Here is a 26,928-nt window from a genome sequence, read left to right as displayed (position 1 = left end):
GCGCCCTGTTCCCTCTTGGGGCGGCGTATGTGCCGTTTCACTCCCCCGCGGGCGCGTGCTCCGCCGCCGTCCGCACATCGATCTCCCGCCAGAACCCGGCCCGGATCGCATAACGGTCGTGCTCGTCGATCTGGTCGTCCTTGTGTGCGAGCAGCCCGAACCGCGCCGCGTACCTGAGCAGCTCCCCGTCGATCCGGTGCGGCACCCGCGGATACATCCCGGACAGCCGCTGCAGATGCGCCTGGTCCCCCAGCCGCTCCATCCACCGCCGCGCGAAGACCTGCCCCACCTCGAAGGGGTCCCCGCCGACCGTGGTGATGTCCTCCTCCCGGTCGGCCCACCGCTGCTCCGCCGTGGTCAGCTGCGCGAGGGTCGGCATGGAGGCGACTTCGGGCGGCTCGGCGGCACCACCGGGCCGGTCGATCCAGCCCTTGTCGGAGGACCACCGCAGGGTCGCGCTCGCGGGGTGCTGCGCGGCCTGGGTACCGGGCGCCCGCAGCGCGGCGAGATCCTTGGGCGTCGGCACTCCCTTGGGCGTCGGCACCCGCTCCTGCGTGCCGTTCTCCGAGGCGGCGGCCGTGGCGTGCTCGCGCTCCTCCGCGCTCCGCTCGGGAGCGGACGAGGGCGCGGACTCGGGCAGCGGCGCCGAGAGGATCGCGGCGATCTCGGGCCGCGGCACGGGGGGCGGCGCGCAGATCCCGCCGAGTTCCTTGGCGCGTACGGCCTTGGTGATCCACGCACGGTCCAGCACCCGCCGCTCGTCCGCCTCGGCGACCAGGTCCTCCGACTGGTTGTAGTCCCCGTCGGCGGCCTGCACGGCCCACAGGTGTACGGCGACCCCGTGCTCCTTGGCGGCCATCATGCCCGGCAGCAGGTCCCCGTCGCCGGTGACGAGCACGACGTCGGAGCAGGCGCGGTTGCGGGCCAGCTCGGTGAGCTCGGCGTGCATGGCGGCGTCCACGCCCTTCTGGGCCCAGCGTCCGTCGCTGCGGGTCAGGGCGCCGAGCCGGACGGTGACCCGGGGCATCACGCGCAGTCTGCGGTGCTCGGGCTGCGGGACGCGGTCGGGGGCGCCGTCGAACCAGTAGATGCGCAGCAGGGGCCGTTCCGTGTCGGACTCGGCCCGGTCGCGCAGCCCCTGCACCAGGGCGGCGTGGTCGACGGTGATACGGGAACGGGAGGGCTCCCCGGCAAGGAGACTGGCGGCGGCCCCCAGCAGATACCCGGCGTCCACCAGGACGATGCAGCGGTCCACGCGATCCACCCTCTTTCCGGGAGGTTTGCTTCGGGCTTCCTTCGAGTCTGCCCGACCACGCGAGGGTTAACGGCCCGAACTCGATCTTCGGCGTGGCGTTTCGGGGCATCGCCCGGCGACATTCCCTGTCACACACGGTAATTATCCGAAATGCGCCTCTTGCCAGCTTATGTGAATCTGGTCCCGGCCCTGGCCCCTAGATCCCCCTCAGGAGGCAGATCACCATGGCCAAGAACAAGAAGCAGAACCGAAAGCAGCCGCAGTCCGAGCGTGGCCAGCAGGAGGCCCAGCACTCCTCGATGGAGGCACAGGCCGAGCAGCGTGCCACGCAGGTGACCCCCGGCGATGTCGCCCGCAAGGGCCGGCAGAAGAGCTTCGGTCACAACTGACATCTGCATAAAGGGTTGTTGAGACCCAGGTACACAGAAGGGCGCACCCCGTCAGGAGTGCGCCCCTCTGCCTGGTCCGAGCCCCGGTGGGTCAGCCCGCCAGGCAGGACGGTCCGAGCAGCACCTTCAGGTCCCCGAAGAGCGCCGGGTCCGGCTTCACGCGATGCCGGTCCAGCCGCAGGACCGTGGTCTTGCTGGGGCCTTGGAGCCGGATGCGGACCTCACTCTCCCCCTTGTGGTGACTGAGGATCTCGCCAAGCCTGCTGACCATCGGCGGCGTGACCTTCAGCGCCGGGATGGTGAGGATCACGGGCGCGTTGGTGCCCGCGTTGGACAGGTCGGGGACCTGGAGCTCCATCGCGACCAGCCGGGGCACGTCCTCACGCTTGTCGAGGCGGCCCTTGACGAACACCACGGCGTCCTCGACGAGTTGCGTCGACACCAGTTGGTAGGTCGCCGGGAAGAACATGCACTCGATGGAACCGGCGAGATCCTCGACGGTGGCGATCGCCCAGGCGTTGCCCTGCTTGGTCATCTTGCGCTGGAGGCCCGAGATGATGCCGCCGATGGTCACCACCGCGCCGTCGGAGTGCTCGCCGCCGGTGAGCTGGGCGATGCCCGCGTCGGCCTTGTCGGACAGCACGTGCTCCAGGCCGAAGAGCGGGTGGTCGGAGACGTACAGACCGAGCATCTCCCGCTCCTGGGCGAGCAGATAGGTCTTGTCCCACTCCTCGGTGGTGAACTCCACGTCCAAGCCGAAGCCGGGCTCGCTGGTGTCCTCCTCCCCCATCCCGCCGAAGAGGTCGAACTGGCCCTCCGCCTCCTTGCGCTTGACCGCGACCACATTGTCGATCATCGAGTCGAAGTGCGCGGTGAGGCCCTTGCGGGTGTGCCCCATCGTGTCGAACGCGCCCGCCTTGATCAGCGACTCCGTGGTGCGCTTGTTGCAGGCGACCGCCTCGACCTTGTCGAGGTAGTCGGGGAAGGAGGCGTACTTCCCCTTGGCCTTGCGGCTGCGGATGATCGACTCGACCACGTTGGTACCGACGTTGCGCACGGCCTCGAGCCCGAAGAGGATGACGTCGTCGCCCTGGGCGGCGAAGTTGTGCTCCGACTCGTTGACGTTCGGCGGGAGCACCTTGATGCGCATGCGACGGCACTCGTTGAGGTAGACCGCCGACTTGTCCTTGTCGTCCTTCACCGAGGTGAGCAGCGCGGCCATGTACTCGGCCGGGTAGTTGGCCTTGAGGTACGCGGTCCAGTAGGAGACCAGCCCGTACGCGGCGGAGTGCGCCTTGTTGAACGCGTAGCCGGCGAAGGGGACCAGGACGTCCCACAGGGCCTGGATCGCCTCGTCGCTGTAGCCGTTCTTCTTGGCGCCGGCCTGGAAGATGGTGAAGTTCTTCGCCAGTTCGTCGGGCTTCTTCTTGCCCATGACGCGGCGCAGGATGTCGGCCTCGCCGAGCGAGTAGCCGGCGATGATCTGGGCGGCCTTCTGCACCTGCTCCTGGTAGACGATCAGGCCGTAGGTGACCGCGAGGACCTCCTGGAGCGGCTCCTCCAGCTCCTTGTGGATCGGCGTGATCTCCTGGCGGCCGTTCTTGCGCTCGGCGTAGTTGATGTGGGAGTTCATGCCCATCGGGCCCGGCCGGTAGAGGGCCGAGACGGCGGAGATGTCCTCGAAGTTGTCGGGCTGCATCTGGCGGAGCAGCGAGCGCATCGGGCCGCCGTCGAACTGGAAGACACCGAGGGTGTCACCGCGGCAGAGCAGTTCGAAGGTCTTGGGGTCGTCCAGCGGCAGGGCGAGCATCTCCAGGTCGATGCCCTTGTTGGCCTTCACCATCTTGATGGCGTCGTCCATGATCGTGAGGTTGCGCAGGCCCAGGAAGTCCATCTTCAGCAGGCCGAGCGACTCGCACTGCGGGTAGTCCCACTGCGTGATGGTCACGCCGTCGGTGTGGCGCACCCAGATCGGGGCGTGGTCGACGATGGGCTCGCTGGACATGATCACGCCGGCCGCGTGCACACCCATCTGCCGGACCAGGCCCTCGACGCCCTTGGCGGTGTCGATGACCTTCTTGACGTCTGGTTCGTTCTCGTACATCGACCTGATCTCGCCGGCCTCGCTGTAGCGGGGGTGGGAGGGGTCGGTGATGCCGTTCAGGTCGATGCCCTTGCCGAGGACGTCGGCGGGCATCGCCTTGGTGAGCCGGTCGCCCATCGCGTACGGGTAGCCCAGCACACGCGCGGAGTCCTTGATGGCGTTCTTCGCCTTGATCTTGCCGTACGTGCCGATCATGGCGACCTTGTCGGCGCCGTACTTCTCGGTCACGTACCGGATCACCTCGACGCGCCTGCGCTCGTCGAAGTCGATGTCGACGTCGGGCATGGAGACGCGCTCGGGGTTGAGGAACCGCTCGAAGATCAGACCGTGCGGGATCGGGTCCAGGTCGGTGATGCCCATGGCGTAGGCGACGATCGAGCCGGCCGCGGAGCCTCGGCCGGGGCCGACCGCGATGCCGTTGTTCTTGGCCCACATGATGAAGTCGGCGACCACGAGGAAGTAGCCCGGGAACCCCATCTGGATGATGACGTCCATCTCGTACTCGGCCTGCCGCTGGCGGTCCTCGGGGATGCCGCCCGGAAAGCGGCGCTCCATGCCGCGGCGGACCTCCTCCTTGAACCAGGTGACCTCGGTGTAGCCCTCGGGGATGTCGAACTTCGGCATGAGGTTCTTGGCCTCGAACATGCCCTCGGTGTCGACCTGTTCGGCCACCAGGAGGGTGTTGCGGCAGCCTTCCTGCCAGGCGTCCGAGGAGTCGACGGCGTACATCTCGTCCGTGGACTTCAGGTAGTAGCCGGTGCCGTCGAACTTGAAGCGGTCCGGGTCGGAGAGGTTCTTGCCGGTCTGGATGCACAGCAGCGCGTCGTGGGCGGTCGCCTCGTGCGCGTACGTGTAGTGCGAGTCGTTGGTGACCAGCGGGGGGATGCCGAGCTTCTTGCCGATCTCCAGGAGGCCGTCGCGGACCCGGTGCTCGATCTCGATGCCGTGGTCCATCAGCTCCAGGAAGTAGCGGTCCTTGCCGAAGATGTCCTGGTACTCGGCGGCGGACTTCAGCGCCTCGTCGAACTGGCCGAGGCGCAGCCGGGTCTGGAGCTCGCCGGAGGGGCAGCCGGTGGAGGCGATGAGCCCCTCGGACCACTGGGAGATGGTCTCCTTGTCCATGCGGGGCCACTTCTGCAGCCAGCCCTCGGCGTACGCGTCCGAGGAGAGCTTGAAGAGGTTGTGCAGGCCGGTCCTGTTCGCCGCCCAGATCGTCTTGTGGGTGTAACCACCCGAACCCGAGACGTCGTCCCGCTTCTGGTGGGGCTGACCCCACTGGATCTTCCGCTTGTTGCGCCGGGACTCCGGCGCGACATATGCCTCGATCCCGATGATCGGGGTGACCCCGGCCTTCTTCGCGGAGTGGAAGAAGTCGTACGCCCCGTGCAGGTTGCCGTGGTCGGACATGGCGATATGGGTCATGCCCATCTCGTTGCACGCGTCGAACATGTCCTTGAGCCGCGCGGCACCGTCCAGCAGGGAGTACTGGGTGTGGACGTGCAGGTGCGTGAACGGCGGCTTTGACACGGCGTGGCCTCCATGGAAAACACTCGACGACAGGCGGACGGACGGTTCGGGGGACAGCGTCGAAGTCTATGCCTCGGCACTGACACTCCGGGGGTCGCCCCGCGTACCTTCACAACGAGGGTCGCGGGCACTTTCAGCCGGGCCCGCCCGTTGGACTGACGACAGAAACGCTGTCGTACACATGCACCAGGAGGCACCCCGCGATGTCGGTTCCGCAGCTCAACGACGAGCACCGCGGCGAGGAGATCCTCGCTGTCTTCGACACCGCCTTCGGCGAGCTCCTGGCCGCCGACCCGGCAGCGTTCCGCGTGAAGTTCCGGAAGATGGCGGCCTCCGCGTTCGCGTTCTACCGGGGTACGGCGTGCCTCTTCTACCACGACCTGGACGCGGAGAAGAGGGGCGGCCCGTATCTCGACGAGCGCACCTCGCGCGTGTGGATCCACGGCGACCTGCACGCGGAGAACTTCGGCACCTACCTGGACGCCAACGGCCGGCTGATCTTCAACGTCAACGACTTCGACGAGGCGTACGTCGGCCCCTTCACCTGGGACCTCAAGCGCTTCGCCGCCTCCGTCGCGCTGATCGGGTACGCCAAGGCCCTCGGCGACGAGCAGATCACCGAGCTGGTGGAGGTGTACGCGGGCGCGTACCGCGAGCGGATCCACGCCCTGGCCACCGGCGCCAAGAGCGACGAGGTGCCGCCCTTCACCCTGGACACCGCCCAGGGCCCCCTCCTGGACGCGCTGCGCGACGCCCGCTCGCTGACCCGCTTCGGCCTCCTGGAGTCGATGACGGAGATCCGCGACTTCGAGCGCCGCTTCGCGCCGGGCGGCGGCTCCATCGAGCTGGACGCGGCCACCCGCTACAAGGTGCTCGCCGCCTTCGACGGCTATCTGGAGACCCTCCCGGAGGCTTCCCTGTCCCGCCCGGACTCCTACCGCGTCAAGGACGTCGTCGGCCGCCGCGGCATCGGCATCGGATCGGCCGGTCTGCCGTCGTACAACATCCTGCTCGAGGGGCACACCGACGCCCTGGAGAACGACGTCGTGATCTATATCAAGCAGGCCCAGACGCCGGCCGTCTCCCGCCACATCACCGATCCGGCGATCCGCGACTACTTCCAGCACGAGGGCCACCGCACGGTGATCTCCCAGCGCGCCCTCCAGCAGCACGCCGACCCGTGGCTCGGCTGGACCGAGCTGGGCGGTGCGGGCCAGCTGGTCGCCGAGATCTCGCCGTACGCCGTCGACCTGGACTGGGGCGACATCGACGACCCGGAGGAGATCGCGGCGGTCGTCGCCGACCTCGGCCGGGCCACGGCCACCATGCACGCGGCGGCGGACGACACCTCAGGGGAGTCCCTGGTGCCCTTCTCCACCGAGCGGGCCATCGACGCGGCGCTCGCGGCAGACTCCGACGACGGCGCCGGCTTCGCGGGCCTCCTGGTCGACTTCGCGCACAGCTATGGCGCACGCGCGCGTGCCGACCACCAGACCTTCGTCGACCTGTTCCGCAACGGCCGGATTCCGGGTCTGTGACAGGGCTCATGGCGCTTCCCATAACGATAGGGCCGCTCACAGGAATCCTTTAGGGGTCCCTTACAGGCCCGCGTGACACACTCTCCACGCTATGGACATATCCGGGACCCAGCTACGAGCGCTCCGCGCGGCGCTGTTCACGGCACTCGTCGTGACGCTCAGCACCGCGTCGCACGTGCTGCTGTCCCGGGCTCCCCTGCCGCTCAACACGGTGGCGGCGGTCGCCGTCGCCGTGTTCGGGCTCGCCTACGCGCTGGCCGGCCCGGAGCGCGGCTTCGGGCGGATCGCCGCCGTGCTGATCCCGTTGGAGCTGGCCGCCGACACCGTCTTCACCACCGGGCAGCACGTCTGCTACGGCGCCGCGGGCGGCCCGGTCGCGGGCCCGTTGCGCTCGGTCGGCTGGGACGTGTTCTGCGGCGACGGCACCAGCGTGGGCTCGCCACTGGCCCGGATGACGGGCACCGACCCCCACCGGCTCGGCGGCCTGCTCGCGCACGCCGACCCGCAGACCGCCTGGCTGCTGCTGGCCGCGCACCTCTGCGTCGGCCTTCTCGCGGCCGCCTGGCTGCGCCGCGGCGAGCGGGCCCTGGCCCAGCTGCTGCGGGCCGTGGCCGCCACGACCTTCCGGCCGCTCCTCCTCGTGGCCGCCGCGCTGACCGTGCGGTCGGAGCCGGAACCGGTCTGCCCGGTGCGCCCCGGCCGCCGTACTGCCGTCGCTCTCGACGAGATCCTCGTGCACTCCCTGGGACGGCGTGGACCGCCGTGCTCGGTCGCTGTCGCCTGAACCGGAACAGCAGCTGAGCACCACCAGTCCCGATCCACGTATCCCCCCGCACACGACGTGTGCGCGTCCCCTTGATGGAGAACACCACCATGAGCAAGCGGAACAGCCAGGCCTCGAAGACCGCCGCCCGTGAGCGGCTGCGGCAGGAGCGCGAGCGCCAGGCCAAGCGCGACAAGGTCAAGCGGCAGGTCATCGTCGCCTGTTCCGTCGTCGGCGTCCTGGCGATAGCCGGCGGCATCGGCTACGCGGTCGTCCAGAACAGCAAGCCCAGTTACTGGGAAGAGGCCAAGAACGACAAGCTCGTCAAGCCGGCCAACAGCACGGGCAGCAACGGCACGACGGTCGTCATCGGCAAGAGCACCGCCAAGAAGACCCTGGTCATGTACGAGGACCCGCGCTGCCCCGTCTGCGCCCAGTTCGAGCAGACCGTCGGTTCGACCGTCGACAAGGACGTCGAGGACGGCAAGTTCAAGATCCAGTACGTCGGCGCCACCTTCCTCGACGGCAACCTCGGCGGTGAGGGCTCCAAGAACGGCCTCAGCGCCCTCGGCGCCGCGCTGAACGTCAGCACCGACGCGTTCCTGAAGTACAAGACCGCGATGTACTCCACGAAGTGGCACCCTGCCGAGGACGGCCCCGACAAGTTCAAGGACGACGCCTACCTCATCAAGATCGCGCAGACCGTTCCGGAGCTGAAGGACAACAAAACCTTCCAGAACGCCGTCAAGAACGGCACCTACGACAAGTGGGCCCTGGACATGTCCGAGAAGTTCAACAAGGACGGCGCGACCGGCACCCCGACCCTGAGGATGGACGGCAAGACGCTGACCGGCTCCGACGGCAAGAGCGCGCCGATGACGGTCGCCGACTTCAACACGGCGCTCGAGGCGGCCCTGAAGGCCTGATCCCCGCACTCTTCAGGCAAAGAGCGGGCGAACTTTCACGAGTTCGCCCGCTCTCGTTCATACCGGCCAGTAACCTGATCGGCCGTGACCAGTAGACAGAGATCAGCCGAGAGCAACTCCCTGTCCCCGCGCCGCCGTACGGTCGTCAAGGCCGCGGCGGCCACCGCTGTCCTCGCCGCCCCGCTCGCCGCCGCCCTGCCGGCCCGAGCCGCCGACGAGGCACCCGCCTTCCTGCACGGCGTCGCCTCCGGCGACCCGCTGCCGGACGGCATCCTGCTGTGGACCCGGGTGACCCCGACCGCCGAGGCGGTGCCCGGTTCCGGGCTCGGCCCGGACACCGAGGTCGGCTGGGTCGTCGCCAGGGACAAGGCCTTCACGACCGTCGTCGCCAAGGGGTCCGTCACCGCGACCGCCGCCTCCGACCACACCGTCAAGGCGGACGTCCGCGGCCTCACGCCCGCGACCGACTACTGGTTCCGCTTCTCGGCGGGCGGCACCGAGTCCCCGGCGGCGCGCACCCGCACCGCGCCGGCGTCGGACGCGGCCGTCGCGAACCTCCGCTTCGGCGTGGTCTCCTGCGCCAACTGGGAGGCGGGCTACTTCTCCTCGTACCGCCACCTCGCGGCCCGCGGCGACCTGGACGCCTGGCTGCACCTGGGCGACTACATCTACGAGTACGGCACCGGCGAGTACGGCACCCGCGACACCGTCGTACGACAGCACGCGCCGGCCCACGAGATCCTCACCCTCGCGGACTACCGGATCCGGCACGGCAAGTACAAGACGGACCCGGACCTCCAGGCCCTGCACGCGGTCGCCCCGGTGGTCGCGATCTGGGACGACCACGAGTTCGCCAACGACGCCTGGTCGGGCGGTGCCGAGAACCACACCGAGGGCACGGAGGGCGCCTGGTCGGCCCGTCAGGCAGCCGCCAAGCAGGCCTACTTCGAGTGGATGCCGGTGCGTCCGGCGATCGCGGGCACCACCTACCGGCGGCTGCGGTTCGGCAAGCTCGCCGACCTCTCGCTGCTCGACCTGCGGTCCTTCCGCTCACAGCAGGTCGCCGTGGGCAACGGCTCGGTGGACGACCCGGACCGCACGCTCACCGGCCGCGCGCAGCTGGACTGGCTCAAGGCGGGGCTGAAGTCCTCCGACACGACCTGGCGGCTGGTCGGCAACTCCGTGATGATCTCGCCGTTCGCGATCGGCTCGCTCTCCGCCGACCTGTTGAAACCGCTCGCCGAGCTGCTGGGTCTGCCGAAGGAGGGCCTTGCTCTCAACACCGACCAGTGGGACGGCTACACGGACGACCGCCGCGAGCTGCTGGCCCATCTGCGCGCCAACGCCATCCGCAACACCGTCTTCCTGACCGGCGACATCCACATGGCGTGGGCCAACGACGTGCCGGTGGACGCCGGCACCTACCCGCTGTCGGCCTCCGCCGCCACGGAGTTCGTCGTCACCTCGGTGACCTCCGACAACCTCGACGACCTCCTGAAGGTCCCCCAGGGCACGGTGACCGCGCTCGCCGCGCCGGTCATCCAGGTCGCCAACCGGCACGTCCACTGGGTCGACACCGACCGCCACGGTTACGGCGTCCTGGACATCACCGCCGACCGGGCGCAGATGGACTACTACGTGCTGTCCGACAAGACCAGGGCGAACGCGACCTCGTCCTGGGCGCGTTCGTACCGCACGCGGACCGGCACACAGAAGGTCGAGCGGACGTACACCCCCGTCTAGAGCGTCTCCAGGAAGCCGAGGGCCACCCGCCAGGTGGCCTCGGCGGCCTCCTCGTCGTAGTCCGGGAGGCCGGGGTCGGTGTAGAGATGACCGGCCCCGGCGTATCGGTAGATCTCGACATCGGCGCCGGTGCGGCCCATCTGGAGATACCAGGCGCTCAGCCAGTCGTCGGTCTCGAAGGGGTCCGGCTCGGCCACGTGCAGCTGGACCGGCAGCTCGTCCGCGGTCACGTTCGGCGCGATGTCCGACGTGCCGTGCAGGAGGAGCAGGCCGCGGGCCTTCTCGTCGCCGAGGGCGAGGGTCTGCGCGATCGAGGCGCCGAGCGAGAAGCCGGAGTAGACGAGACCGCGGTCGGAGTAGGGCGCGGTGGCCAGGACGGCCCGCTTGAGCAGTTCGTCCTTGCCGATCTCCGCGTTGAAGGCCATGCCGTCCTCGACCGTCTCGAACGTGCGCCCCTCGAAGAGGTCCGGCGTCCACACCTCGTGCCCGGCCTCCCGCAGCCGGTCGGCGGCCTGACGGACGGCGGGCCTGAGGCCGTAGGTCGAGTGAAAGAGCATGATGTTCATGAGGACATGGTGCCGTACCCACTTCGCGGCCGAAGTCACATGTTCATGCCCCGCCCGGGCCGGTTAGGTTCGGGGTCATGGAGAACGTACTCCGCCCACTGATCGTGGTCGGCGGCTCGCTGTTGCTCACACTGGTGATCGGCTGGGCCACCGACCTTCTGCTGCGCAAGGCCGACGCACGCCACAGCGAGACCCCGATGTGGGGTCTGCTGCGCCGTGGTCGCATCCCCTACATGCTGGTGCTGTGCGCGGCGATGCTGAGAGGGGCGTACGACGAGGCGAGGGTGCTGGAGCGGCACAGCGCCGGCATCGGGCAGACACTGACGCTGGTCCTGATCGGGGCGACCGCCTGGCTGGTGATCCGGATCGCCGCGGCCGTAGTGGAGACGACGTACACCCGTTACGCGCGCGCCCACCACGACGCCGCCCGGGTCCGCCGGGTCCGCACCCAGGTCACGCTGATCATGCGGGTGGTCGCCGCGACCGTCGGGGTGGTGGCCGTGGCCGCGATGCTGCTGACGTTCCCGGCGATGCGCGCGGCCGGTGCCTCGCTGCTGGCCTCGGCCGGAATCCTCGGCATCGTCGCCGGTGTCGCCGCCCAGTCGACGCTCAGCAACATGTTCGCCGGGCTGCAGATCGCCTTCGGTGACATGGTGCGCATCGGCGACACCGTGGTGGTGGACGGCGAGTGGGGCACGGTCGAGGAGATCACGCTGACCTTCCTGACGGTGCGGACCTGGGACGAGCGCCGGATCACCATGCCGGTGTCGTACTTCACCTCGAAGCCGTTCGAGAACTGGTCCCGCGGCACCCCGCAGATGACCGGCATCGTCTTCTGGCACGTCGATCACACGGCCCCGGTGGAGCTGATGCGTGAGCGGCTGCGGGACATCCTGCGCGAGTGCCCGGCGTGGGACGGCCGCGACTACGGCCTCGCCGTCACCGACACCACCCCGAACACCATGCAGGTACGGGCCCTGGTGACCGCCAAGGACGCCGACGACATCTGGACGGTACGGGTCACGGTCCGCGAGCAGATGATCCGCTGGCTGACCGAACACCATCCGTACGCCCTGCCCCGGGTCAACACGGCGGACGCGGTCGTACTGCCACGCAGCGGCTCCTCCTCCAACGGAAACGGCAACGGCGCGGCCCCCCGCCGAGCCCACGAGACCCCACGGACGGGGCGGGGCTGACGGTCCGTCGTGGCGCCGGTGCTGCACCGACCCACGACGGACCCGCACCCGTCCACCGTCATTGCCCTCGCTCGGCCCCACCGTTGACCTGCACGACCTGCGACGTCACATGCCCCGCCGCCGGGGACGCCAGCCAGTGAAGCGTCGCGGCGACGTCCCCCGGCATCCCGGCCCGCCCGGTCAACGTGTCGTTGACGAGCCGTTCCCGCCGAGCGGGATCGATGGCCCCGCCGAAGAACTCCGTGTCCTCGATGTACCCCGGCGCGACCACATTGGCGGTGATCCCCCGCGGCCCCAACTCCCGCGCGAGATCATGGGCGTACGGATGCAGCCCGGCCTTCGCCGCCCCGTACGCCCCGCTCCCGGACCCCCGGTACGCGGCGATGGAACTCACGAACAGCACCCGCCCGCCCGGCGAGGCGAGCCGCTCCTTCACCCCCTCGGTGAGCAGCGCCGCGGTCAGCAGATTGAGCCGGAAGTTCACGGTCCAGTTGTGCGCGACGGCGTCGAGCGGATCGGAGCTGTCGACGGGCGGCTCGAGCTGCCCGGTGCCCCCGGCGCTGTGGATCAGCACGTCCACGGTCCCGAGTTCACGCTCCACGAACCCGACGACCCCGCGCACCTCGTCGACGTCGGCGAGATCGGCGGCGTACGTCAGCGCGCCGGGTACCCCGGCCTTCTCGAGCACCTCGACGCGCCGGCCGAGCAGCAGCACCCGGTCCCCTTGCGCGGCGAACACCTGTGCCGCCGCGAGTCCGATTCCTGTACCGCCACCGCTGATGATCACGTTGCGAGTCATAACCGCAGCCTACAAACGCCCGGGCGGTGAGCTCATCCCGGTTTCCGCATCTTCACCGCAGACTGCGGACGTCCAGATGCCGCAACACCCGGTCCACGATCTCGGGATCGGCCCCCGGCTCGCTCCGCGCCGCCAGCACCTCGTGCCGTGCCGCGCTCAGCATCTCGCCGTGGATGCGCCGCACCCGCTTGAGCCGCCGCCGGGCCTCGCGCCGCTCCTCGTCCCCCATCTCGGGAGAGATCCGCACACCGATCTCGAACGCCCGCCGCAGCATCTGCTCCGACAGCTCCTCGGGCAGTTCCTCCACGCTCTCGATCTCCCGCAGCCGCTTCTTGGCCGCCTTCGCCGCCCGGACCGCGAGGGTCTTCTCGAACTCCATCTCCCGCTCGCTGTCCGCCCGCACCCCCAGCCGCTTCACCAGCCACGGCAGGGTCAGCCCCTGCAGCACGAGCGTCGCCATGATCACCCCGAACGCGATGAACACGATCTCGTCCCGGTCGGGGAAGCCCGCTCCCGAGTCGGTCTCCAGCGGGATGGCCAGCGCCAGCGCCACGGACGCCACGCCCCGCATCCCGGACCACCACATGATGACGGTCTCCCGCCACCCCATCGGGATCTCCTCGTCTATGTCCCGCTTGGCGTGCAGGCGTTTGGTGAGCCAGGTCGCCGGCAACAGCCACAGCAGCCGTACGAGCACGACCACGGCCACGATCGCGGCGGCCCAGCCGAGCATCTCGCCCCAGCGTCCGGACGCGGTCCGGATCGCGTTGTGCAGTTCGAGTCCGATGAGCCCGAAGGCCACGCCGGTCACGAGCGTGTCGACGATGTCCCAGAAGGTGTGCCCCGCGAGCCGGGTCATCACGTCGTCGGCGTCGGTGGCGTACTCGGCGATGAACAGGGCGGTGGTCAGCACCGCGAGCACCCCGGAGCCGTGGAGCTCCTCGGCGAGCACGTAGGAGGCGTACGGCACGAGTACCGTCAGCCCGATCTGGAGAGTGGCGTCACCCAGCAGATCCATCAGCTTGTTGGCCCCCCAGCCCAGCGCGAGCCCCACGACGACGGCGACCACCGCGGAGAGCACCAGCTCGAAGACGGCCTTCCCGGCCGTGAAGGAGCCGCTGACGGCTGCGGCGACGGCCACGTGGTAGAGCACGATCGCCGTCACGTCGTTGAAGAGCCCCTCGCCCTCCAGGATGGACACCAGCCTCCGGGGCAGCCCGAGTTGGCCGGCCACGGCGGTCGCGGCGACCGGGTCGGGCGGCGCGACCAGCGCGCCGAGCGCGACGGCTGCGGCGATCGGCAGTCCCGGCACGATCGCCTGGGCGACGACGGCGACGCACAGGGTGGTGACGAACACGAGCGCGACGGCGAGCAGGAAGATCGGCCGTTTGTTGGCCGCGAACTGCCGCCACGACGTCCGACGCACCGCCGCATAGAGCAAGGGCGGCAGCAGAATGGGGAGGATCAGCTCGGGTGGAATATCGACATTGGGTACGAAGTCCAGTACCGCGAGCACGATCCCGAGCAGCGTCATCAGCACCGGCGCCGGCAACCCGAACCGGTCTCCCACCGGGACACTGATCAGAGCCCCCAGCAACAACACGAACAACAGGGCCAACTGATCCACGGTGAGAACTCCGGGCAGATCGACAAATCTACGGTCACTTCAGTCTGCCCGCTTCACGCCCAGACCTTCCCGACCGCCGCTCGCCGTCTCCCCTCGACGTGAATCCGAGCGTCAGAGAACCCGCCGCATGGCCCGGTGCGGTATCCCCGCGTCCGGAAACTCCGGACCGTACGCCACGTACCCGAGCCGCTCGTAGAACCCCAGCGCATGCGTCTGCGCATGCAGATCCACGGCCACGAGCCCACGCGCGTGTGCCGCGTCCTCGATGGCCCGCACAAGAGCCGCCCCCACCCCGAGTCCGCGCGCCGCCTGTGTCACGGCGAGCCGCCCCAGCGACCCCACGGTCAGTTCACCGCCGGTCTTCCCGGCCGCCGCCTCTCCGTACAGCAGCCGGCCGGTACCGAGCGGCACCCCGTCCTCCCGCATGGCCAGCACATGCACCGCTACGGCGTCGTAGGCGTCGTACTCGATGTCCTCCGGCACGCCCTGCTCGCCGACGAAGACCTCCTTGCGCACCGTGAAGCAGGCCTCACGGTCGGCGGGATCCTCGGCGACCCGCACCACGTACGCGTGCGTGCTCACCCGTAGGTCTCCTCACGCACCAGGTCCAGGGCCTGCTGCAGATCCTCCGGATAGTCGCTCGCGAACTCCACCCACTCCCCGTCCCCGGGGTGCTCGAAGCCGAGCCGCACGGCGTGCAGCCACTGCCGCGTCAGCCGGAGCCGCTTGGCGAGCGTCGGGTCGGCACCGTACGTCAGGTCGCCGACGCAGGGGTGGCGGTGGGCCGCCATGTGGACGCGGATCTGGTGGGTGCGCCCGGTCTCCAGCTTCACATCGAGCAGCGAGGCCGCACGGAACGCCTCGATGAGGTCGTAGTGCGTCACGGACGGCTTGCCCTCGGCCGTGACCGCCCACTTGTAGTCGTGCTGGGGGTGGCGGCCGATGGGTGCGTCGATGGTGCCGCTGGTCGGGTCCGGGTGGCCCTGGACGAGCGTGTGGTACCGCTTGTCGACCGTGCGCTCCTTGAACTGCCGCTTGAGCGAGGTGTACGCCCGCTCCGACTTGGCCACGACCATCAGCCCCGAGGTACCCACGTCGAGCCGGTGCACGATGCCCTGGCGCTCGGCGGCACCGGAGGTCGAGATGCGGTACCCGGCGGCGGCGAGCCCGCCGATCACGGTCGTCCCGGTCCAGCCGGGGCTGGGATGCGCGGCGACACCCACCGGCTTGACGATCACGACCACGTCGTCGTCGTCATGGACGATCTCCATGCCCTCGACCGGCTCGGCGACGATCTGCACCGGCGCGGCCGCCTGTGGCATCTCGACCTCCAGCCAGGCCCCGCCGTGCACCCGCTCGGACTTCCCGACCACCGACCCGTCGACCGTGACCTTCCCCGCGGCGGCGATCTCGGCCGCCTTGGTCCGGGAGAAGCCGAACATGCGGGAGATGGCGGCGTCGACGCGCTCGCCCTCCAGGCCGTCGGGCACGGGCAGGGTACGGATCTCGGGAACGGTGCTCACCCGTCGAGTATGCCGGACACCGCCGACAGCCCCGACCGGCGCCTGTGGATCAGTCCTTGTGGACCGTGCCGTCGGGGTCGAGTCCCTTGAACGACAGCAGCACGATCAGGATGCCGCCGCACACGATCGCCGAATCGGCGAGGTTGAAGACGGCGAAGTGCTTGGGCGCGATGAAGTCGACGACAGCGCCCTCGAACACGCCCGGGGAGCGGAAGATCCGGTCGGTGAGGTTGCCGAACGCGCCCCCGAGCAGCAGACCGAGCGCGATCGCCCAGGGCAGGCTGTAGAGCTTGCGCGCGAGCCGGGCGATGACCACGATCACGGCCGCCGCGATCACGGTGAAGATCACGGTGAAGGCCTCACCGAAGCCGAAGGCCGCGCCCGCGTTGCGGATCGCCTCGAACCTCAGCCAGTCCCCGACGATCTCGATCGGCTCGTGGTGCTCCAGCTTGGCGACCACGATCATCTTGCTGACCAGGTCGAGGGCGTACGCGAAGGCGGCCACCGTGAACAGCACGGCGATACGGCGCCTGCCCCTGGGCCGCGCCGTCTGGTCCTGCTCCGGCTCCGCCCCCGCCGCCTCTGGGGAATCCGGCGTACCGATGATGCGCTCCGCCTCTGTCACGTGAGTCCCTCGACCTAGATACCTGACTGAGGACGAGGGTACGACACGCCTCCAAGGACCCTCAGTACCGGCGTTCCTGCTTCTGCTTGCACTCCACGCACAGGGTCGCGCGCGGGAAGGCCTGCATGCGCGCCTTGCCGATGGGGTTGCCGCAGTTCTCGCACAGGCCGTAGGTGCCGGCGTCGAGCCGCCCCAGGGCGCGTTCGGTCTGGAGGAGCATCTCGCGCGCGTTGGCCGCCAGGGCCATCTCGCTCTCACGCGTGATGTTCTTGGTACCGGTGTCGGCCTGGTCGTCGCCGGCGCCGTCCCCGGAGTCCCTCATGAGCCCGACGAGGGACTCCTCCGAGGTGGTGATCTCGGTACGCAGCCGCAGGGCCTCGGCCGTGAGCCCCGCGCGCGCCTCGGAGACCTCTTCGGGCGTCCACGGGTCCTCACCCGGGCGCACCGCGAGCTCGCCGGGCTCCACCGCGGAGACCCGCGCGTTGGGTAGGGCGGTCTTTGCCGCCGTGGCCGTGCCAGGAGTCTTCTTCGCAACCACTGTCGTGGCTCCCGTCTGCTTCGCGGCCTCGGCCGCGCCCGCCTTCTTGGCCGTGCTTTTCCTGGCCGCCCTCTTGCTGAGGGTGTTCTTCCCGGAGGTGCCCTGCCCGGCGTCCCCCTGCGGGGCACCGGCCTCCGTGGCGGCCTTGTCCTCGACCGCGGTGTCTTTCGCGACCGTCTTCTTTCCCGCGGCCTTGGCCGCGGTGGTGCCCTTGTCCGCGGCCTTCGTCGCGGTCGTGCTCTTGGCCGCGGTTTTGGCCGCGGCCGTGTCCTTCGCTGCGGATTTCTCCGCGGCTGCCTTCTCCTCGACCGCAGTGCCCCTCACGGCCGTCTTCTTTCCCGCGGCTTTCGTCACGGGTGTGCCCTTCGCCGCGCGCTTGGCCGCAGCCGTGTCCTTCACTGCGGTCTTCTTCGCGACCGCCTTCTTCGTCACCGCTTTCTTCGTGGCCGCCTTCTTCGCGACCGCCTTCTTCGTGGCGGAGGCCTTCTTGGCGGCCGACTTCTTCGTGGCCGCAGCCTTCTGCGCCGCGGTCTTCTTCGTGGCCGAGGTCCGCTTCGTGACCGAGGCCCTGCCGACGCCCTTGGTGACCTCTGCCGCCTCGTCGGCAGGCTCCTCGGGCGCGGGTCTCCCGGCCGAGACCTCCTTCACGGCTGTCCGCCCGCCGGGAGCCGCCGCGCCCTTCGCGCCGCTCGCCTTCCGGGGTGCCGCCTTCTTCGCCACGGCCTTCTCGCCACCCGCGCGCGTGCTCCTGACGGCGGCCTTCCTCGCGACGCTCTTCGCCGCCGCTCCGACCGCCTTCACGGCCTTGGCAGCGGCACCCTTGGCCTCGCCGCCGGAGGCACGGGCATGGGTGGACCGGCCCGACGCCGACTGCTGTACGGCGGTCTTCTTCGCCACCATGCCGCGGCCCCTTCACATATTGTGATCTTGCTCGCGAATCGTGCTGGGACGATAAATCGACTTGAGTCCCGCGGCAACGGGGCACGCCGCTCGATTCGCCCGCCCCGCGCGCGCGAGGCGCGAAGCATGCATGCGTTGTGCCCAGCTCCCCGCCAGGTAATCCGCCGGACCGTCCGTCCCGGAATCCGAACAGTCGTGCCGCTCCATTCGGGTCACCCCGGGCCCCACTGCGGCCTCCGAGTCCGGCTGAGGAAAACCGGTCGGCCGCTGTCCCCGGGGCGCCGTACACTGGGCGGAGCGAAAAGCGTGGATGGGGACGAGTAGCGGCGTACGCAGCCCAGAGCGACCCGGGGACGGTGGAAGCCCGGGGGCGAGCGCGACGTGAAGATCACCCCGGAGCCGCCGGAAGAAAGCCCCCTAGGGCCAGTAGACCCGGCATCGCGACCCCAATGAGGGGGCTCACCGACGCACACCAGGCGTCGGCGGGCCAAGGAGGGTGGTACCGCGGGAGCGCGCCGAAACCGGCGCACGGACTCTCGTCCCTCCGGACGGAAGGCAGCAAGTCCGCCGGAGGAAGCTCGCTGATGACAACGCCGACGTACCGCCAGGTGCCCGCCCAGGTCGACCTGCCCGCGCTCGAGCACGCGGTGCTCGACTTCTGGCACGAGCAGAAGATCTTCGCCAAGACCCTGGAGCAGTCCGAGGGCCGCCCCGAGTGGGTGTTCTACGAGGGCCCGCCCACCGCCAACGGCATGCCCGGCGCCCACCACATCGAGGCGCGCGTCTTCAAGGACGTCTTCCCCCGCTTCCGCACCATGCGCGGCTACCACGTGGCCCGCAAGGCCGGCTGGGACTGTCACGGCCTGCCGGTGGAGCTGGCGGTCGAGAAGGAGCTCGGCTTCACCGGCAAGAAGGACATCGAGGCGTACGGCATCGCCGAGTTCAACGCCAAGTGCCGCGAGTCCGTGACCCGCCACACCGACGCCTTCGAGGCGCTCACGACCCGCATGGGTTACTGGACCGACCTCCACGACCCCTACCGCACCATGGACCCGGAGTACATCGAGTCCGTCTGGTGGTCGCTCAAGGAGATCTTCAACAAGGGCCTGCTGGTCCAGGACTACCGCGTGGCCCCCTGGTGCCCCCGCGACGAGACGGGCCTGTCGGACCACGAGCTGGCGCAGGGCTACGAGACGATCGTCGACCCTTCCGTGTACGTCCGTTTCCCGCTCACCTCCGGTCCGCTCGCCGGTGAGGCCGCGCTCCTGGTCTGGACGACGACCCCCTGGACCCTGGTCTCCAACACGGCGGTCGCCGCGCACCCGGAGGTCACCTACGTCGTCGCGACCAACGGCGAGGAGAAGCTCGTCGTCGCCGAACCGCTCGTCGCCAAGGCGCTCGGAGAGGGCTGGGAGACCACCGGCCAGACCTTCACGGGCGCCGAAATGGAGCGCTGGACCTATCAACGTCCGTTCGAGCTAGTGGAGTTCCCGGAGCCGGCCCACTACGTGGTCAACGCCGAGTACGTCACGACCGAGGACGGTACGGGCCTGGTCCACCAGTCCCCCGCGTTCGGTGAGGACGACCTCAAGGTCTGCCGCGCCTACGGCCTGCCCGTGGTGAACCCCGTCCGCCGGGACGGCACGTTCGAGGAGGACGTCCCCCTGGTCGGCGGCGTCTTCTTCAAGAAGGCGGACGAAAAGCTCACCGAGGACCTCCAGCAGCGCGGCCTCCTCTTCCGGCACGTCCCGTACGAGCACAGCTACCCGCACTGCTGGCGCTGCCACACCGCGCTCCTCTACTACGCGCAGCCGTCCTGGTACATCCGCACCACGGCCATCAAGGACCGCCTCCTCCAGGAGAACGAGAACACCAACTGGTTCCCGGAGACGGTCAAGCACGGCCGGTACGGCGACTGGCTGAACAACAACATCGACTGGGCACTGTCCCGCAACCGCTACTGGGGCACCCCGCTGCCGATCTGGCGCTGCGAGGACGACCACCTCACCGTCGTGGGCTCCCGCGCGGAGCTCACCGAGCTGACCGGCACGGACCACTCCGGCCTCGACCCGCACCGTCCGTTCATCGACGAGGTCACCTTCGCGTGCCCCCAGTGCCAGAAGACGGCCACGCGCGTGCCGGAGGTCATCGACGCCTGGTACGACTCGGGTTCGATGCCGTTCGCGCAGTGGGGCTACCCGTACAAGAACAAGGAGCTGTTCGAGTCCCGCTACCCGGCCCAGTTCATCAGCGAGGCCATCGACCAGACCCGCGGCTGGTTCTACACGATGATGGCCGTCGGCACCCTGGTCTTCGACAAGTCCTCGTACGAGAACGTCGTCTGCCTCGGTCACATCCTCGCCGAGGACGGCCGCAAGATGTCCAAGCACCTGGGCAACACCCTGGAGCCGATCCCCCTGATGGACCGGCACGGGGCGGACGCGGTGCGCTGGTTCATGGCGGCCGGCGGCTCCCCGTGGGCGGCCCGTCGCGTGGGCCACGGCACCATCCAGGAGGTCGTCCGCAAGACCCTCCTGACGTACTGGAACACGGTGGCCTTCCAGGCCCTGTACGCCCGTACGTCCGGCTGGGCGCCCAGCGAGGCGGACCCGGCCCCGGCCGACCGCCCGGTCCTGGACCGCTGGCTGCTGTCCGAACTGCACGCGCTGACCGACCAGGTGACCCAGTCCCTGGAGTCGTACGACACCCAGCGCGCCGGCAAGCTCCTGTCGGCGTTCGTCGACGACCTGTCCAACTGGTACGTACGCCGGTCCCGGCGCCGCTTCTGGCAGGGCGACAAGGCCGCGCTGCGCACGCTGCACGAGGTCGTCGAGACGGTCACCAGGCTGATGGCCCCACTGACCCCGTTCATCACCGAGCGGGTCTGGCAGGACCTGGTCGTGCCGGTCACCCCCGGCGTCCCGGAGTCCGTGCACCTGACCTCCTGGCCGGAGGCGGACCTCTCCGCCATCGACCCGGAGCTGTCGAAGCAGATGGTCCTGGTGCGCCGGCTCGTCGAGCTGGGCCGTGCCACGCGCGCGGAGTCGGGTGTGAAGACCCGCCAGCCACTGTCCCGGGCGCTCATCGCTGCCACCGGCTTCGGCTCCCTCGACACTGAACTGCACGCGCAGATCACGGAAGAGCTCAACGTGAGCGCGCTCGCCTCCCTCAGCGAGGTCGGCGGCAGCCTCGTCGACACCACGGCCAAGGCCAACTTCCGCGCCCTCGGCAAGCGTTTCGGCAAGCGCGTCCAGGACGTGGCCAAGGCCGTCGCGGGCGCCGACGCGGCCGCGCTCTCCCTCGCCCTGCGCGAGGGCACGGCGTCGGTCGAGGTCGACGGCGAGACGATCACGCTCGCCCCCGATGAGGTGATCATCACGGAGACCCCGCGCGAGGGCTGGTCGGTGGCGTCCGACTCCGGTGCGACGGTGGCACTGGACCTGGAGATCACGGAGGAACTCCGCCAGGCGGGCCTGGCCCGTGACGCGATCCGCCTGATCCAGGAGGCCCGCAAGAACAGCGGCCTCGACGTGGCCGACCGCATCACGCTCCGCTGGACGGCCACGGACCCCGCCGTGATCGCGGCCCTGTCCGAGCACACGCCCCTGATCGCCGACGAGGTCCTTGCCACGGACTTCGCCCAGGGTGAGGCGGACGACACCTACGGCACCCCGTTCACCGACGAGGGCCTGTCCCTGACGTTCCGCCTGCGCAAGGCGTAACCGCGAGAGCGAAGGCCCGGTCCCCAGGAGGGGGCCGGGCCTTCCGCGTCTCCGCGTCACTGTGATCAACCCGCGTAAAAGGGCGAGGCCCCGGATCGAAATCCGGGGCCTCGCCCTGAACGCTGCCGACGCCTCAGGCGTACTAGAGGCCGTCAGTTGTCGTCCTCGTCGATGAGGAAGCCGCGCATCGGCGAGGGAGCCTGTCCCATCGGACCGGGGCCCTGCGGCCGTACCGGCGCCATGGGCTGGGTCATCGCGGGCGACATCTGCTGCTGGCCGCCGTAGGACGGGCCGGCCGGCGAAGGACCGCCGCCCATGCCCTGGTTGCCACCGTACGACGGCGCGCTCGCACCGGCCGGAGCCATGGAAGGCGCCGGGGACGGCGGCAGCGACGCGGTCGCCGGAGCGCGCGGCGGAGCCAGCGAGTCGTCGGCCTGGGTCTCCAGCTGACGCAGCTGCGACTCGAGGTACGACTTCAGACGCGTGCGGTACTCGCGCTCGAAGCCGCGCAGGTCCTCGACCTTGCGCTCCAGCGTGGCGCGGGCGGACTCCAGGGAGCCCATCGCGACGCGGTGCTTCTCCTGCGCGTCCCGCTCCAGCGCGTCCGCCTTGGCACGGGCGTCACGCTCAAGACCCTCGGCACGCGAACGAGCCTCGCCGACGATCTTGTTGGCCTCGGAACGAGCCTCGGCGATCGCCTGGTCGGCCGTCTGCTGGGCCAGCGAGAGGACACGGGCGGCGCTGTCGCCACCGGGGCCCTGACCGGGACCACCCATCGGGCCGCCCATGGGACCGCCCATCGGGCCACCCATCTGCTGCTGCATGGGCGGCTGACCGCCCATGGGGCCCTGACCCATCGGACCCTGACCCATCTGGCCCTGGCCCATCTGCCCCTGACCCATGGGGCCCTGGCCCATCTGCCCCTGGCCCATCTGACCCTGCGGGCCACCCTGGCCACCGCCGGGGCCGGCGGGCAGCTGCGGAGCACCGCTCGGCAGCTGGGGCGGGCCACCCATGGGGCCGCCCATCTGCTGCTGCGGCGGACCGGATATGCCGGCGGGTACGGGAGCGCCGGGACCTGGCCCACGCATGCCCTGCTGCGGCATTCCCTGTCCGGGCATGCCACCCTGCTGCTGGTCCTGCTGCTCCGGGGGCTTGCGCATGTTCTGCTGGTTCTGGGCAGCAGCACGCGTCGCCGCGGCCAGCTTGGCGCGCAGGTCCTCGTTCTCGCGCAGCAGGCGGGTCAGTTCGGCTTCGACCTCGTCGAGGAAGGCATCGACCTCGTCCTCGTCATAGCCTTCTCGGAGGCGGACGGTCGTGAACTGCTTGTTCCGCACGTCCTCGGGGGTCAACGGCATCTCTTCACCTCAACGTAGTCATCGGCAGTCGGCAAGACCGTATCGTCCACAGTCACCTCGCCAGGTTTCCCGTGATGGAGATGAGGATGTAGACGATGATCATCAGCACGAAGAAGGACAGGTCGAGCGCCACGCCCCCGAGACGCAGCGGCGGGATGAACCGCCGCAGAAGCTTCAACGGTGGATCGGTGACAGTGTAGGTGGCCTCCAGAACGACCACCATCGCCTTGCCGGGTTGCCACGAGCGGGCGAACTGGAAGACGTAGTCCATGACCAACCGGAAGATGAGCACGATGAGGAACACCATCAGCGCGATGTAGATCACCTGCGCGAACACGCTCATGGTCTGTCTTTCCCTCTCCCCTGTTCCGTACTTCGTTCCGGTTGTGCTTCTCAGCTCTGGTTGAAGAACCCGCCCTCTGCGATGCGGGCCTTGTCCTCCGCCGTGACATCGACGTTAGCAGGCGACAACAGGAACACCTTCTGCGTCACCCGCTCGATGCTGCCGTGAAGACCAAACACCAAACCGGCCGCAAAGTCGACAAGTCGCTTGGCGTCTGTGTCATCCATCTCAGTCAAATTCATGATCACCGGGGTGCCCTCACGGAAGTGTTCCCCGATGGTACGGGCCTCGTTGTAGGTCCGGGGGTGAAGCGTGGTGATCCGGTAAGGCTCTCGTTCCGACACGACCTTGGGCATGATCACCGGTGCGTTCTTCTCCAGGCTTGCGCGTTCTTGTGTGATGGATGCCACGGGCGCGATGCGCGCGGGACGCACCGATTCCGCCGCCGGCGAACTGGATCGGGGCACCGAGTCGCGCGGCACCGAGGACTGCACGACTCTGACCGATTCATCCCTTTCGGGCTGAAGTACCTGATGTGACTGGTGAGACGGCTCATGCCGTCGGCGGTCCCGCTCGGGCTCCGGGTCGAGTTCCGGTTCGAAGTCGTCGTCGGGGTCGAAACCGCGGCCGTCGTACCCATCGTCCTCCACGAGGCCGAGGTAGACCGCCATCTTGCGCATCGCGCCGGCCATTCTCTGAGTCCTCCGCTCTGTGGTGGATCGGCTGACGACTGCCAAGTGCCCGCGATCCACGAGGTCGTTATGACCGCCTTTCGGCGGAAATGACCATATTTTCTGCTGTGGTCCGACTTCTTGGCGACGTTACCCGAGCCTGGGGCGGACTCCGAGTACCGCGGTGCCGACGCGCACATGTGTCGCCCCTGCCGCCACGGCCTGTTCGAGGTCCGCACTCATCCCTGCCGAGACCATGTTCGCAGCCTGATGGGCTCGGCGCAGGTCGGTCGACAAATCCATCAACCGCTCGAACGCCGCCTGTTCGCGTCCCGCGTACTCCCCAGTGAGCGGAGCGACGGTCATCAGCCCGTCGAGCCGCAACCCCGGAGCCCGGGCCACGAGATCGGCCAACTCCGCGATTCCGCCCGGTGCCACGCCACCCCGCTCCCCTCGCTCGCTCGCCCCGGCGTCGAGCGCGACCTGGATGAGGCATCCCACTTCGCGCCCGGCCTTCACGGCCTCCTTCGAAAGAGCCGTCACCAGCTTGGAACGATCGACGGACTGCACGAGATCCGCGTAACCGACCACAGATCGCACCTTGTTGGTCTGCAACTGACCTACAAAGTGCCAAGTAAGCGGCAAATCAGAACATTCGGCGGCCTTGGGCGCCGCGTCCTGGTCCTTGTTCTCGGCGACATGGCGCACGCCGAGCTCCGACAGCATCCGCACGTCGCTCGCGGGATAGGTCTTGGTGACCACGATGAGGGTCACCTCTTCCCGCGCCCGCCCGGCGGCCGCGCACGCGGCGGCGATGCGCTGCTCCACCTTCGCCAGATTTGCGGCGAGTTCGTCCTTACGGTCCGTCATGCCCCATCAGTCCAGCCAGACATATCCCGCGAGTCGCCCCGTGGTGCGATCGCGACGATACGAGAAGTGGTCGCCCGACTCCAGCGTGCACACCGGCGACTGCTGCCGGTCGCGCACCCCGAGCCTGTCGAGTTGCGCGTGCACTCCGGCGGTCACGTCGACCGAGGGCGTGCCCCAACTCGTCTCGGCGTGCGCCGCGGGTTCGACGGCGGCGACGTCGGCGCGCATCTCCTCGGGCACTTCGTAGCACTTGCCGCAGACGGCGGGCCCGGTGCGGGCGACGATCCGGGCGGGATCGGCGCCGAGTTCGGTCATCGCGCGTAGCGCGGCGGGGACGACTCCGGCGACCATGCCGGGCCGGCCCGCGTGGGCCGCCGCGGCGATCCCGGCGACCGGGTCGGCTAGCAGCACCGGGGTGCAGTCCGCCGTGAGGACGGCGAGGGCGAGACCGCGTTCGGCGGTGACGACCGCGTCGACCTGAGGCACCGGGCGCTCGCCCCACGGCGCGGAGACCACCACGACGTCCGCCCCGTGCACCTGGTTCATCCAGACCACCCGGGCGGGATCGAGACCCAGTGACTTGGCGGCCAGTTCGCGATTGGTAGCCACGGCCTCGGGGTCGTCGCCGACCGCGCCGCCGAGGTTGAGCTCCTCATACGGAGCGGCGCTCACCCCGCTCCACCGGTCGGTGAAGGCGAAGTGCGCGCCGCTCACGCTCTCGCGCCGTCCTATCACTTCAGGAAGTCCGGTACGTCCAGCTCCTCGGCCGCGCTGTCGGTGTAGTGCCGCGACGGCGGGACCGGCGGGGCGACCGGGAGGTCGGCGACCGGCTCGGGCGCGGGCTCCGGGTCCTCCTTCGGCGTGACGCTGCCGAGCGAGCCGAAGGACGGGCGGCTCTCGGTCTGCCGTACCGGAGTGGGCTCCTCACGGCGGGCCGGGTTCGAGGACGAACCCATGACCGTCTCCCGGCGGGTCGGCGGCTGCCCCCCGTCGAAGCCGGCGGCGATCACGGTGACGCGGACCTCGTCGCCGAGGGCGTCGTCGATGACCGCACCGAAGATGATGTTGGCCTCGGGGTGGGCGGCCTCACTGACCAGCTGAGCCGCTTCGTTGATCTCGAACAGGCCGAGGTCGGAGCCGCCGGAGATGGAGAGCAGCACACCGCGGGCGCCGTCGATGGACGCCTCCAGGAGCGGCGAGGAGATCGCCATCTCGGCGGCGGCCACCGCGCGGTCGTCGCCGCGGGCTGAGCCGATGCCCATGAGCGCCGAACCGGCCTCGGACATGACCGACTTGACGTCGGCGAAGTCGAGGTTGATCAGACCGGGCGTGGTGATGAGGTCGGTGATGCCCTGGACACCGGAGAGCAGGACCTGGTCGGCCGACTTGAAGGCGTCGAGGACGGAGACCTGGCGGTCCGAGATGGACAGCAGCCGGTCGTTGGGGATGACGATGAGGGTGTCGACCTCTTCGCGGAGTTCGGCGATGCCGTCCTCGGCCTGGTTGGCGCGGCGCCGTCCCTCGAAGGTGAACGGACGCGTGACCACGCCGATGGTGAGGGCGCCCAGGGTGCGTGCGATGTTGGCCACGACCGGCGCGCCGCCGGTGCCCGTGCCGCCGCCTTCACCGGCCGTCACGAAGACCATGTCGGCCCCCTTGAGGACCTCCTCGATCTCCTCGCGGTGGTCCTCGGCGGCCTTGCGGCCCACGGCCGGGTTGGCTCCGGCGCCGAGTCCGCGGGTGAGTTCGCGGCCAACGTCGAGTTTGACGTCGGCGTCGCTCATCAACAGCGCCTGCGCGTCGGTGTTGATGGCGATGAACTCGACGCCCTTGAGACCGACCTCGATCATCCGGTTGATGGCATTGACACCACCGCCGCCGACACCGATGACTTTGATGACTGCGAGGTAGTTCTGCGGTGCTGCCACGTCGAAGGCCTCTCGCC

Annotated in this window: 22 protein-coding genes; 7 read left to right on the top strand and 15 right to left on the bottom strand. The window is 69.4% G+C overall.

Going from position 1 to position 26,928, the window contains the following annotated elements; all coding sequences use genetic code 11:
• Positions 1-37: 37 nt before the first annotated feature.
• Positions 38-1,255, bottom strand: coding sequence for an NYN domain-containing protein (locus AQJ46_RS14970; RefSeq protein ID WP_059206349.1), 1,218 nt, complete (start codon positions 1,253-1,255; stop codon positions 38-40).
• Between the two features lie 224 nt (positions 1,256-1,479).
• Here AQJ46_RS14970 and AQJ46_RS56205 point away from each other — a divergent pair, with 224 nt between their 5' ends.
• Positions 1,480-1,644: a hypothetical protein gene (locus tag AQJ46_RS56205; protein WP_167368214.1), complete on the top strand. Its 165-nt coding sequence runs from the start codon at positions 1,480-1,482 to the stop codon at positions 1,642-1,644.
• Positions 1,645-1,735: 91 nt separating this feature from the next.
• Here AQJ46_RS56205 and dnaE read toward each other — a convergent pair whose 3' ends face one another.
• Positions 1,736-5,275, bottom strand: coding sequence for a DNA polymerase III subunit alpha (gene dnaE / locus AQJ46_RS14965; protein ID WP_057618491.1), 3,540 nt, complete (start codon positions 5,273-5,275; stop codon positions 1,736-1,738).
• A gap of 203 nt (positions 5,276-5,478) precedes the next feature.
• On the opposite strand from dnaE, the gene AQJ46_RS14960 reads away from it, so the two are divergent.
• From AQJ46_RS14960 to AQJ46_RS14945, 4 genes are all read left to right on the top strand, one after another.
• Entirely contained in the window at positions 5,479-6,813 is a 1,335-nt protein-coding gene (locus tag AQJ46_RS14960; RefSeq protein ID WP_059206048.1) for a DUF2252 domain-containing protein, read from the top strand.
• Between the two features lie 91 nt (positions 6,814-6,904).
• On the top strand, positions 6,905-7,597 hold the full coding sequence (locus tag AQJ46_RS14955; RefSeq protein ID WP_059206047.1) for a hypothetical protein: 693 nt from the start codon (positions 6,905-6,907) through the stop codon (positions 7,595-7,597).
• 89 nt (positions 7,598-7,686) lie between these two features.
• Complete coding sequence (locus tag AQJ46_RS14950) at positions 7,687-8,502, top strand: thioredoxin domain-containing protein (protein ID WP_057618615.1); 816 nt, start codon at positions 7,687-7,689, stop codon at positions 8,500-8,502.
• 84 nt (positions 8,503-8,586) lie between these two features.
• A complete protein-coding gene (locus tag AQJ46_RS14945; RefSeq protein WP_059206046.1) occupies positions 8,587-10,245 on the top strand; it encodes an alkaline phosphatase D family protein in 1,659 nt (552 codons plus the stop codon).
• On the opposite strand, the gene AQJ46_RS14940 is transcribed toward AQJ46_RS14945, so the two are convergent.
• Entirely contained in the window at positions 10,242-10,811 is a 570-nt protein-coding gene (locus AQJ46_RS14940) for a dienelactone hydrolase family protein (RefSeq protein WP_059206348.1), read from the bottom strand. The two genes, AQJ46_RS14945 and AQJ46_RS14940, sit on opposite strands and share 4 nt — an antisense overlap.
• A gap of 77 nt (positions 10,812-10,888) precedes the next feature.
• Between AQJ46_RS14940 and AQJ46_RS14935 the strand changes: the two genes are divergently transcribed.
• The gene (locus tag AQJ46_RS14935; protein ID WP_059206045.1) at positions 10,889-12,007 is read left to right on the top strand and encodes a mechanosensitive ion channel family protein; all 1,119 of its coding nucleotides are present in this window, start codon (positions 10,889-10,891) and stop codon (positions 12,005-12,007) included.
• A gap of 58 nt (positions 12,008-12,065) precedes the next feature.
• On the opposite strand, the gene AQJ46_RS14930 is transcribed toward AQJ46_RS14935, so the two are convergent.
• From AQJ46_RS14930 to AQJ46_RS14905, 6 genes are all read right to left on the bottom strand, one after another.
• Positions 12,066-12,806, bottom strand: a complete 741-nt coding sequence (locus AQJ46_RS14930; RefSeq protein ID WP_059206044.1) for an SDR family NAD(P)-dependent oxidoreductase — start codon at positions 12,804-12,806, stop codon at positions 12,066-12,068.
• A gap of 52 nt (positions 12,807-12,858) precedes the next feature.
• Positions 12,859-14,433 (bottom strand): Na+/H+ antiporter, encoded by a 1,575-nt coding sequence (locus AQJ46_RS14925; protein ID WP_057618497.1) that lies wholly within the window; start codon positions 14,431-14,433, stop codon positions 12,859-12,861.
• A 111-nt stretch (positions 14,434-14,544) separates the two neighbouring features.
• Entirely contained in the window at positions 14,545-15,015 is a 471-nt protein-coding gene (locus AQJ46_RS14920) for a GNAT family N-acetyltransferase (RefSeq protein ID WP_059206043.1), read from the bottom strand.
• Positions 15,012-15,956, bottom strand: coding sequence for an RluA family pseudouridine synthase (locus AQJ46_RS14915; protein WP_059206042.1), 945 nt, complete (start codon positions 15,954-15,956; stop codon positions 15,012-15,014). The genes AQJ46_RS14920 and AQJ46_RS14915 overlap by 4 nt, the downstream gene beginning before the upstream one ends.
• Before the next feature lie 49 nt (positions 15,957-16,005).
• Complete coding sequence (gene lspA, locus AQJ46_RS14910) at positions 16,006-16,581, bottom strand: signal peptidase II (RefSeq protein ID WP_057618500.1); 576 nt, start codon at positions 16,579-16,581, stop codon at positions 16,006-16,008.
• A gap of 61 nt (positions 16,582-16,642) precedes the next feature.
• Positions 16,643-18,019, bottom strand: a complete 1,377-nt coding sequence (locus AQJ46_RS14905) for a TraR/DksA family transcriptional regulator (protein WP_079072276.1) — start codon at positions 18,017-18,019, stop codon at positions 16,643-16,645.
• 584 nt (positions 18,020-18,603) lie between these two features.
• Here AQJ46_RS14905 and ileS point away from each other — a divergent pair.
• Positions 18,604-21,741, top strand: coding sequence for an isoleucine--tRNA ligase (ileS, locus tag AQJ46_RS14900; protein WP_059206041.1), 3,138 nt, complete (start codon positions 18,604-18,606; stop codon positions 21,739-21,741).
• 152 nt (positions 21,742-21,893) lie between these two features.
• Here the strand turns inward: ileS and AQJ46_RS14895 are convergent, their stop codons facing one another.
• From AQJ46_RS14895 to ftsZ, 6 genes are all read right to left on the bottom strand, one after another.
• Positions 21,894-23,099: a DivIVA domain-containing protein gene (locus tag AQJ46_RS14895; protein ID WP_057618502.1), complete on the bottom strand. Its 1,206-nt coding sequence runs from the start codon at positions 23,097-23,099 to the stop codon at positions 21,894-21,896.
• A 52-nt stretch (positions 23,100-23,151) separates the two neighbouring features.
• Positions 23,152-23,442 (bottom strand): YggT family protein, encoded by a 291-nt coding sequence (locus tag AQJ46_RS14890; protein WP_057618503.1) that lies wholly within the window; start codon positions 23,440-23,442, stop codon positions 23,152-23,154.
• A gap of 50 nt (positions 23,443-23,492) precedes the next feature.
• Positions 23,493-24,134 (bottom strand): cell division protein SepF, encoded by a 642-nt coding sequence (locus AQJ46_RS14885; protein ID WP_057618504.1) that lies wholly within the window; start codon positions 24,132-24,134, stop codon positions 23,493-23,495.
• A 129-nt stretch (positions 24,135-24,263) separates the two neighbouring features.
• Positions 24,264-24,983 (bottom strand): YggS family pyridoxal phosphate-dependent enzyme, encoded by a 720-nt coding sequence (locus AQJ46_RS14880; protein WP_057618505.1) that lies wholly within the window; start codon positions 24,981-24,983, stop codon positions 24,264-24,266.
• Positions 24,984-24,989: 6 nt separating this feature from the next.
• Positions 24,990-25,718 (bottom strand): peptidoglycan editing factor PgeF, encoded by a 729-nt coding sequence (gene pgeF, locus AQJ46_RS14875; RefSeq protein ID WP_059206040.1) that lies wholly within the window; start codon positions 25,716-25,718, stop codon positions 24,990-24,992.
• Positions 25,715-26,911 carry a cell division protein FtsZ gene (gene ftsZ / locus AQJ46_RS14870; protein ID WP_057618507.1) on the bottom strand — a complete coding sequence of 399 codons (1,197 nt, stop codon included), beginning with the start codon at positions 26,909-26,911 and terminating at the stop codon, positions 25,715-25,717. The genes pgeF and ftsZ overlap by 4 nt, the downstream gene beginning before the upstream one ends.
• Positions 26,912-26,928 lie beyond the last annotated feature (17 nt).

The sequence above is a fragment of the Streptomyces canus genome (assembly GCF_001514145.1).
In the GTDB taxonomy this organism is placed as follows: Bacteria; Actinomycetota; Actinomycetes; order Streptomycetales; family Streptomycetaceae; genus Streptomyces; species Streptomyces canus.
Note: the sequence above shows the minus strand (reverse complement) of the source record. Positions and strands in the feature narration are given on the sequence as shown.

Excerpts from the sequence above, each read along its gene's own strand:
- AQJ46_RS56205 (WP_167368214.1), top strand. The coding sequence starts at position 1,480 with ATGGCCAAGAACAAGAAGCAGAACCGAAAGCAGCCGCAGTCCGAGCGT.
- AQJ46_RS14960 (WP_059206048.1), top strand. The coding sequence starts at position 5,479 with ATGTCGGTTCCGCAGCTCAACGACGAGCACCGCGGCGAGGAGATCCTC.
- AQJ46_RS14955 (WP_059206047.1), top strand. The coding sequence starts at position 6,905 with ATGGACATATCCGGGACCCAGCTACGAGCGCTCCGCGCGGCGCTGTTC.
- AQJ46_RS14950 (WP_057618615.1), top strand. The coding sequence starts at position 7,687 with ATGAGCAAGCGGAACAGCCAGGCCTCGAAGACCGCCGCCCGTGAGCGG.
- AQJ46_RS14940 (WP_059206348.1), bottom strand. The coding sequence starts at position 10,811 with ATGAACATCATGCTCTTTCACTCGACCTACGGCCTCAGGCCCGCCGTC.
- AQJ46_RS14935 (WP_059206045.1), top strand. The coding sequence starts at position 10,889 with ATGGAGAACGTACTCCGCCCACTGATCGTGGTCGGCGGCTCGCTGTTG.
- AQJ46_RS14930 (WP_059206044.1), bottom strand. The coding sequence starts at position 12,806 with ATGACTCGCAACGTGATCATCAGCGGTGGCGGTACAGGAATCGGACTC.
- AQJ46_RS14905 (WP_079072276.1), bottom strand. The coding sequence starts at position 18,019 with ATGGTGGCGAAGAAGACCGCCGTACAGCAGTCGGCGTCGGGCCGGTCC.
- ileS (WP_059206041.1), top strand. The coding sequence starts at position 18,604 with ATGACAACGCCGACGTACCGCCAGGTGCCCGCCCAGGTCGACCTGCCC.
- AQJ46_RS14895 (WP_057618502.1), bottom strand. The coding sequence starts at position 23,099 with ATGCCGTTGACCCCCGAGGACGTGCGGAACAAGCAGTTCACGACCGTC.
- AQJ46_RS14890 (WP_057618503.1), bottom strand. The coding sequence starts at position 23,442 with ATGAGCGTGTTCGCGCAGGTGATCTACATCGCGCTGATGGTGTTCCTC.
- AQJ46_RS14885 (WP_057618504.1), bottom strand. The coding sequence starts at position 24,134 with ATGGCCGGCGCGATGCGCAAGATGGCGGTCTACCTCGGCCTCGTGGAG.
- AQJ46_RS14880 (WP_057618505.1), bottom strand. The coding sequence starts at position 24,983 with ATGACGGACCGTAAGGACGAACTCGCCGCAAATCTGGCGAAGGTGGAG.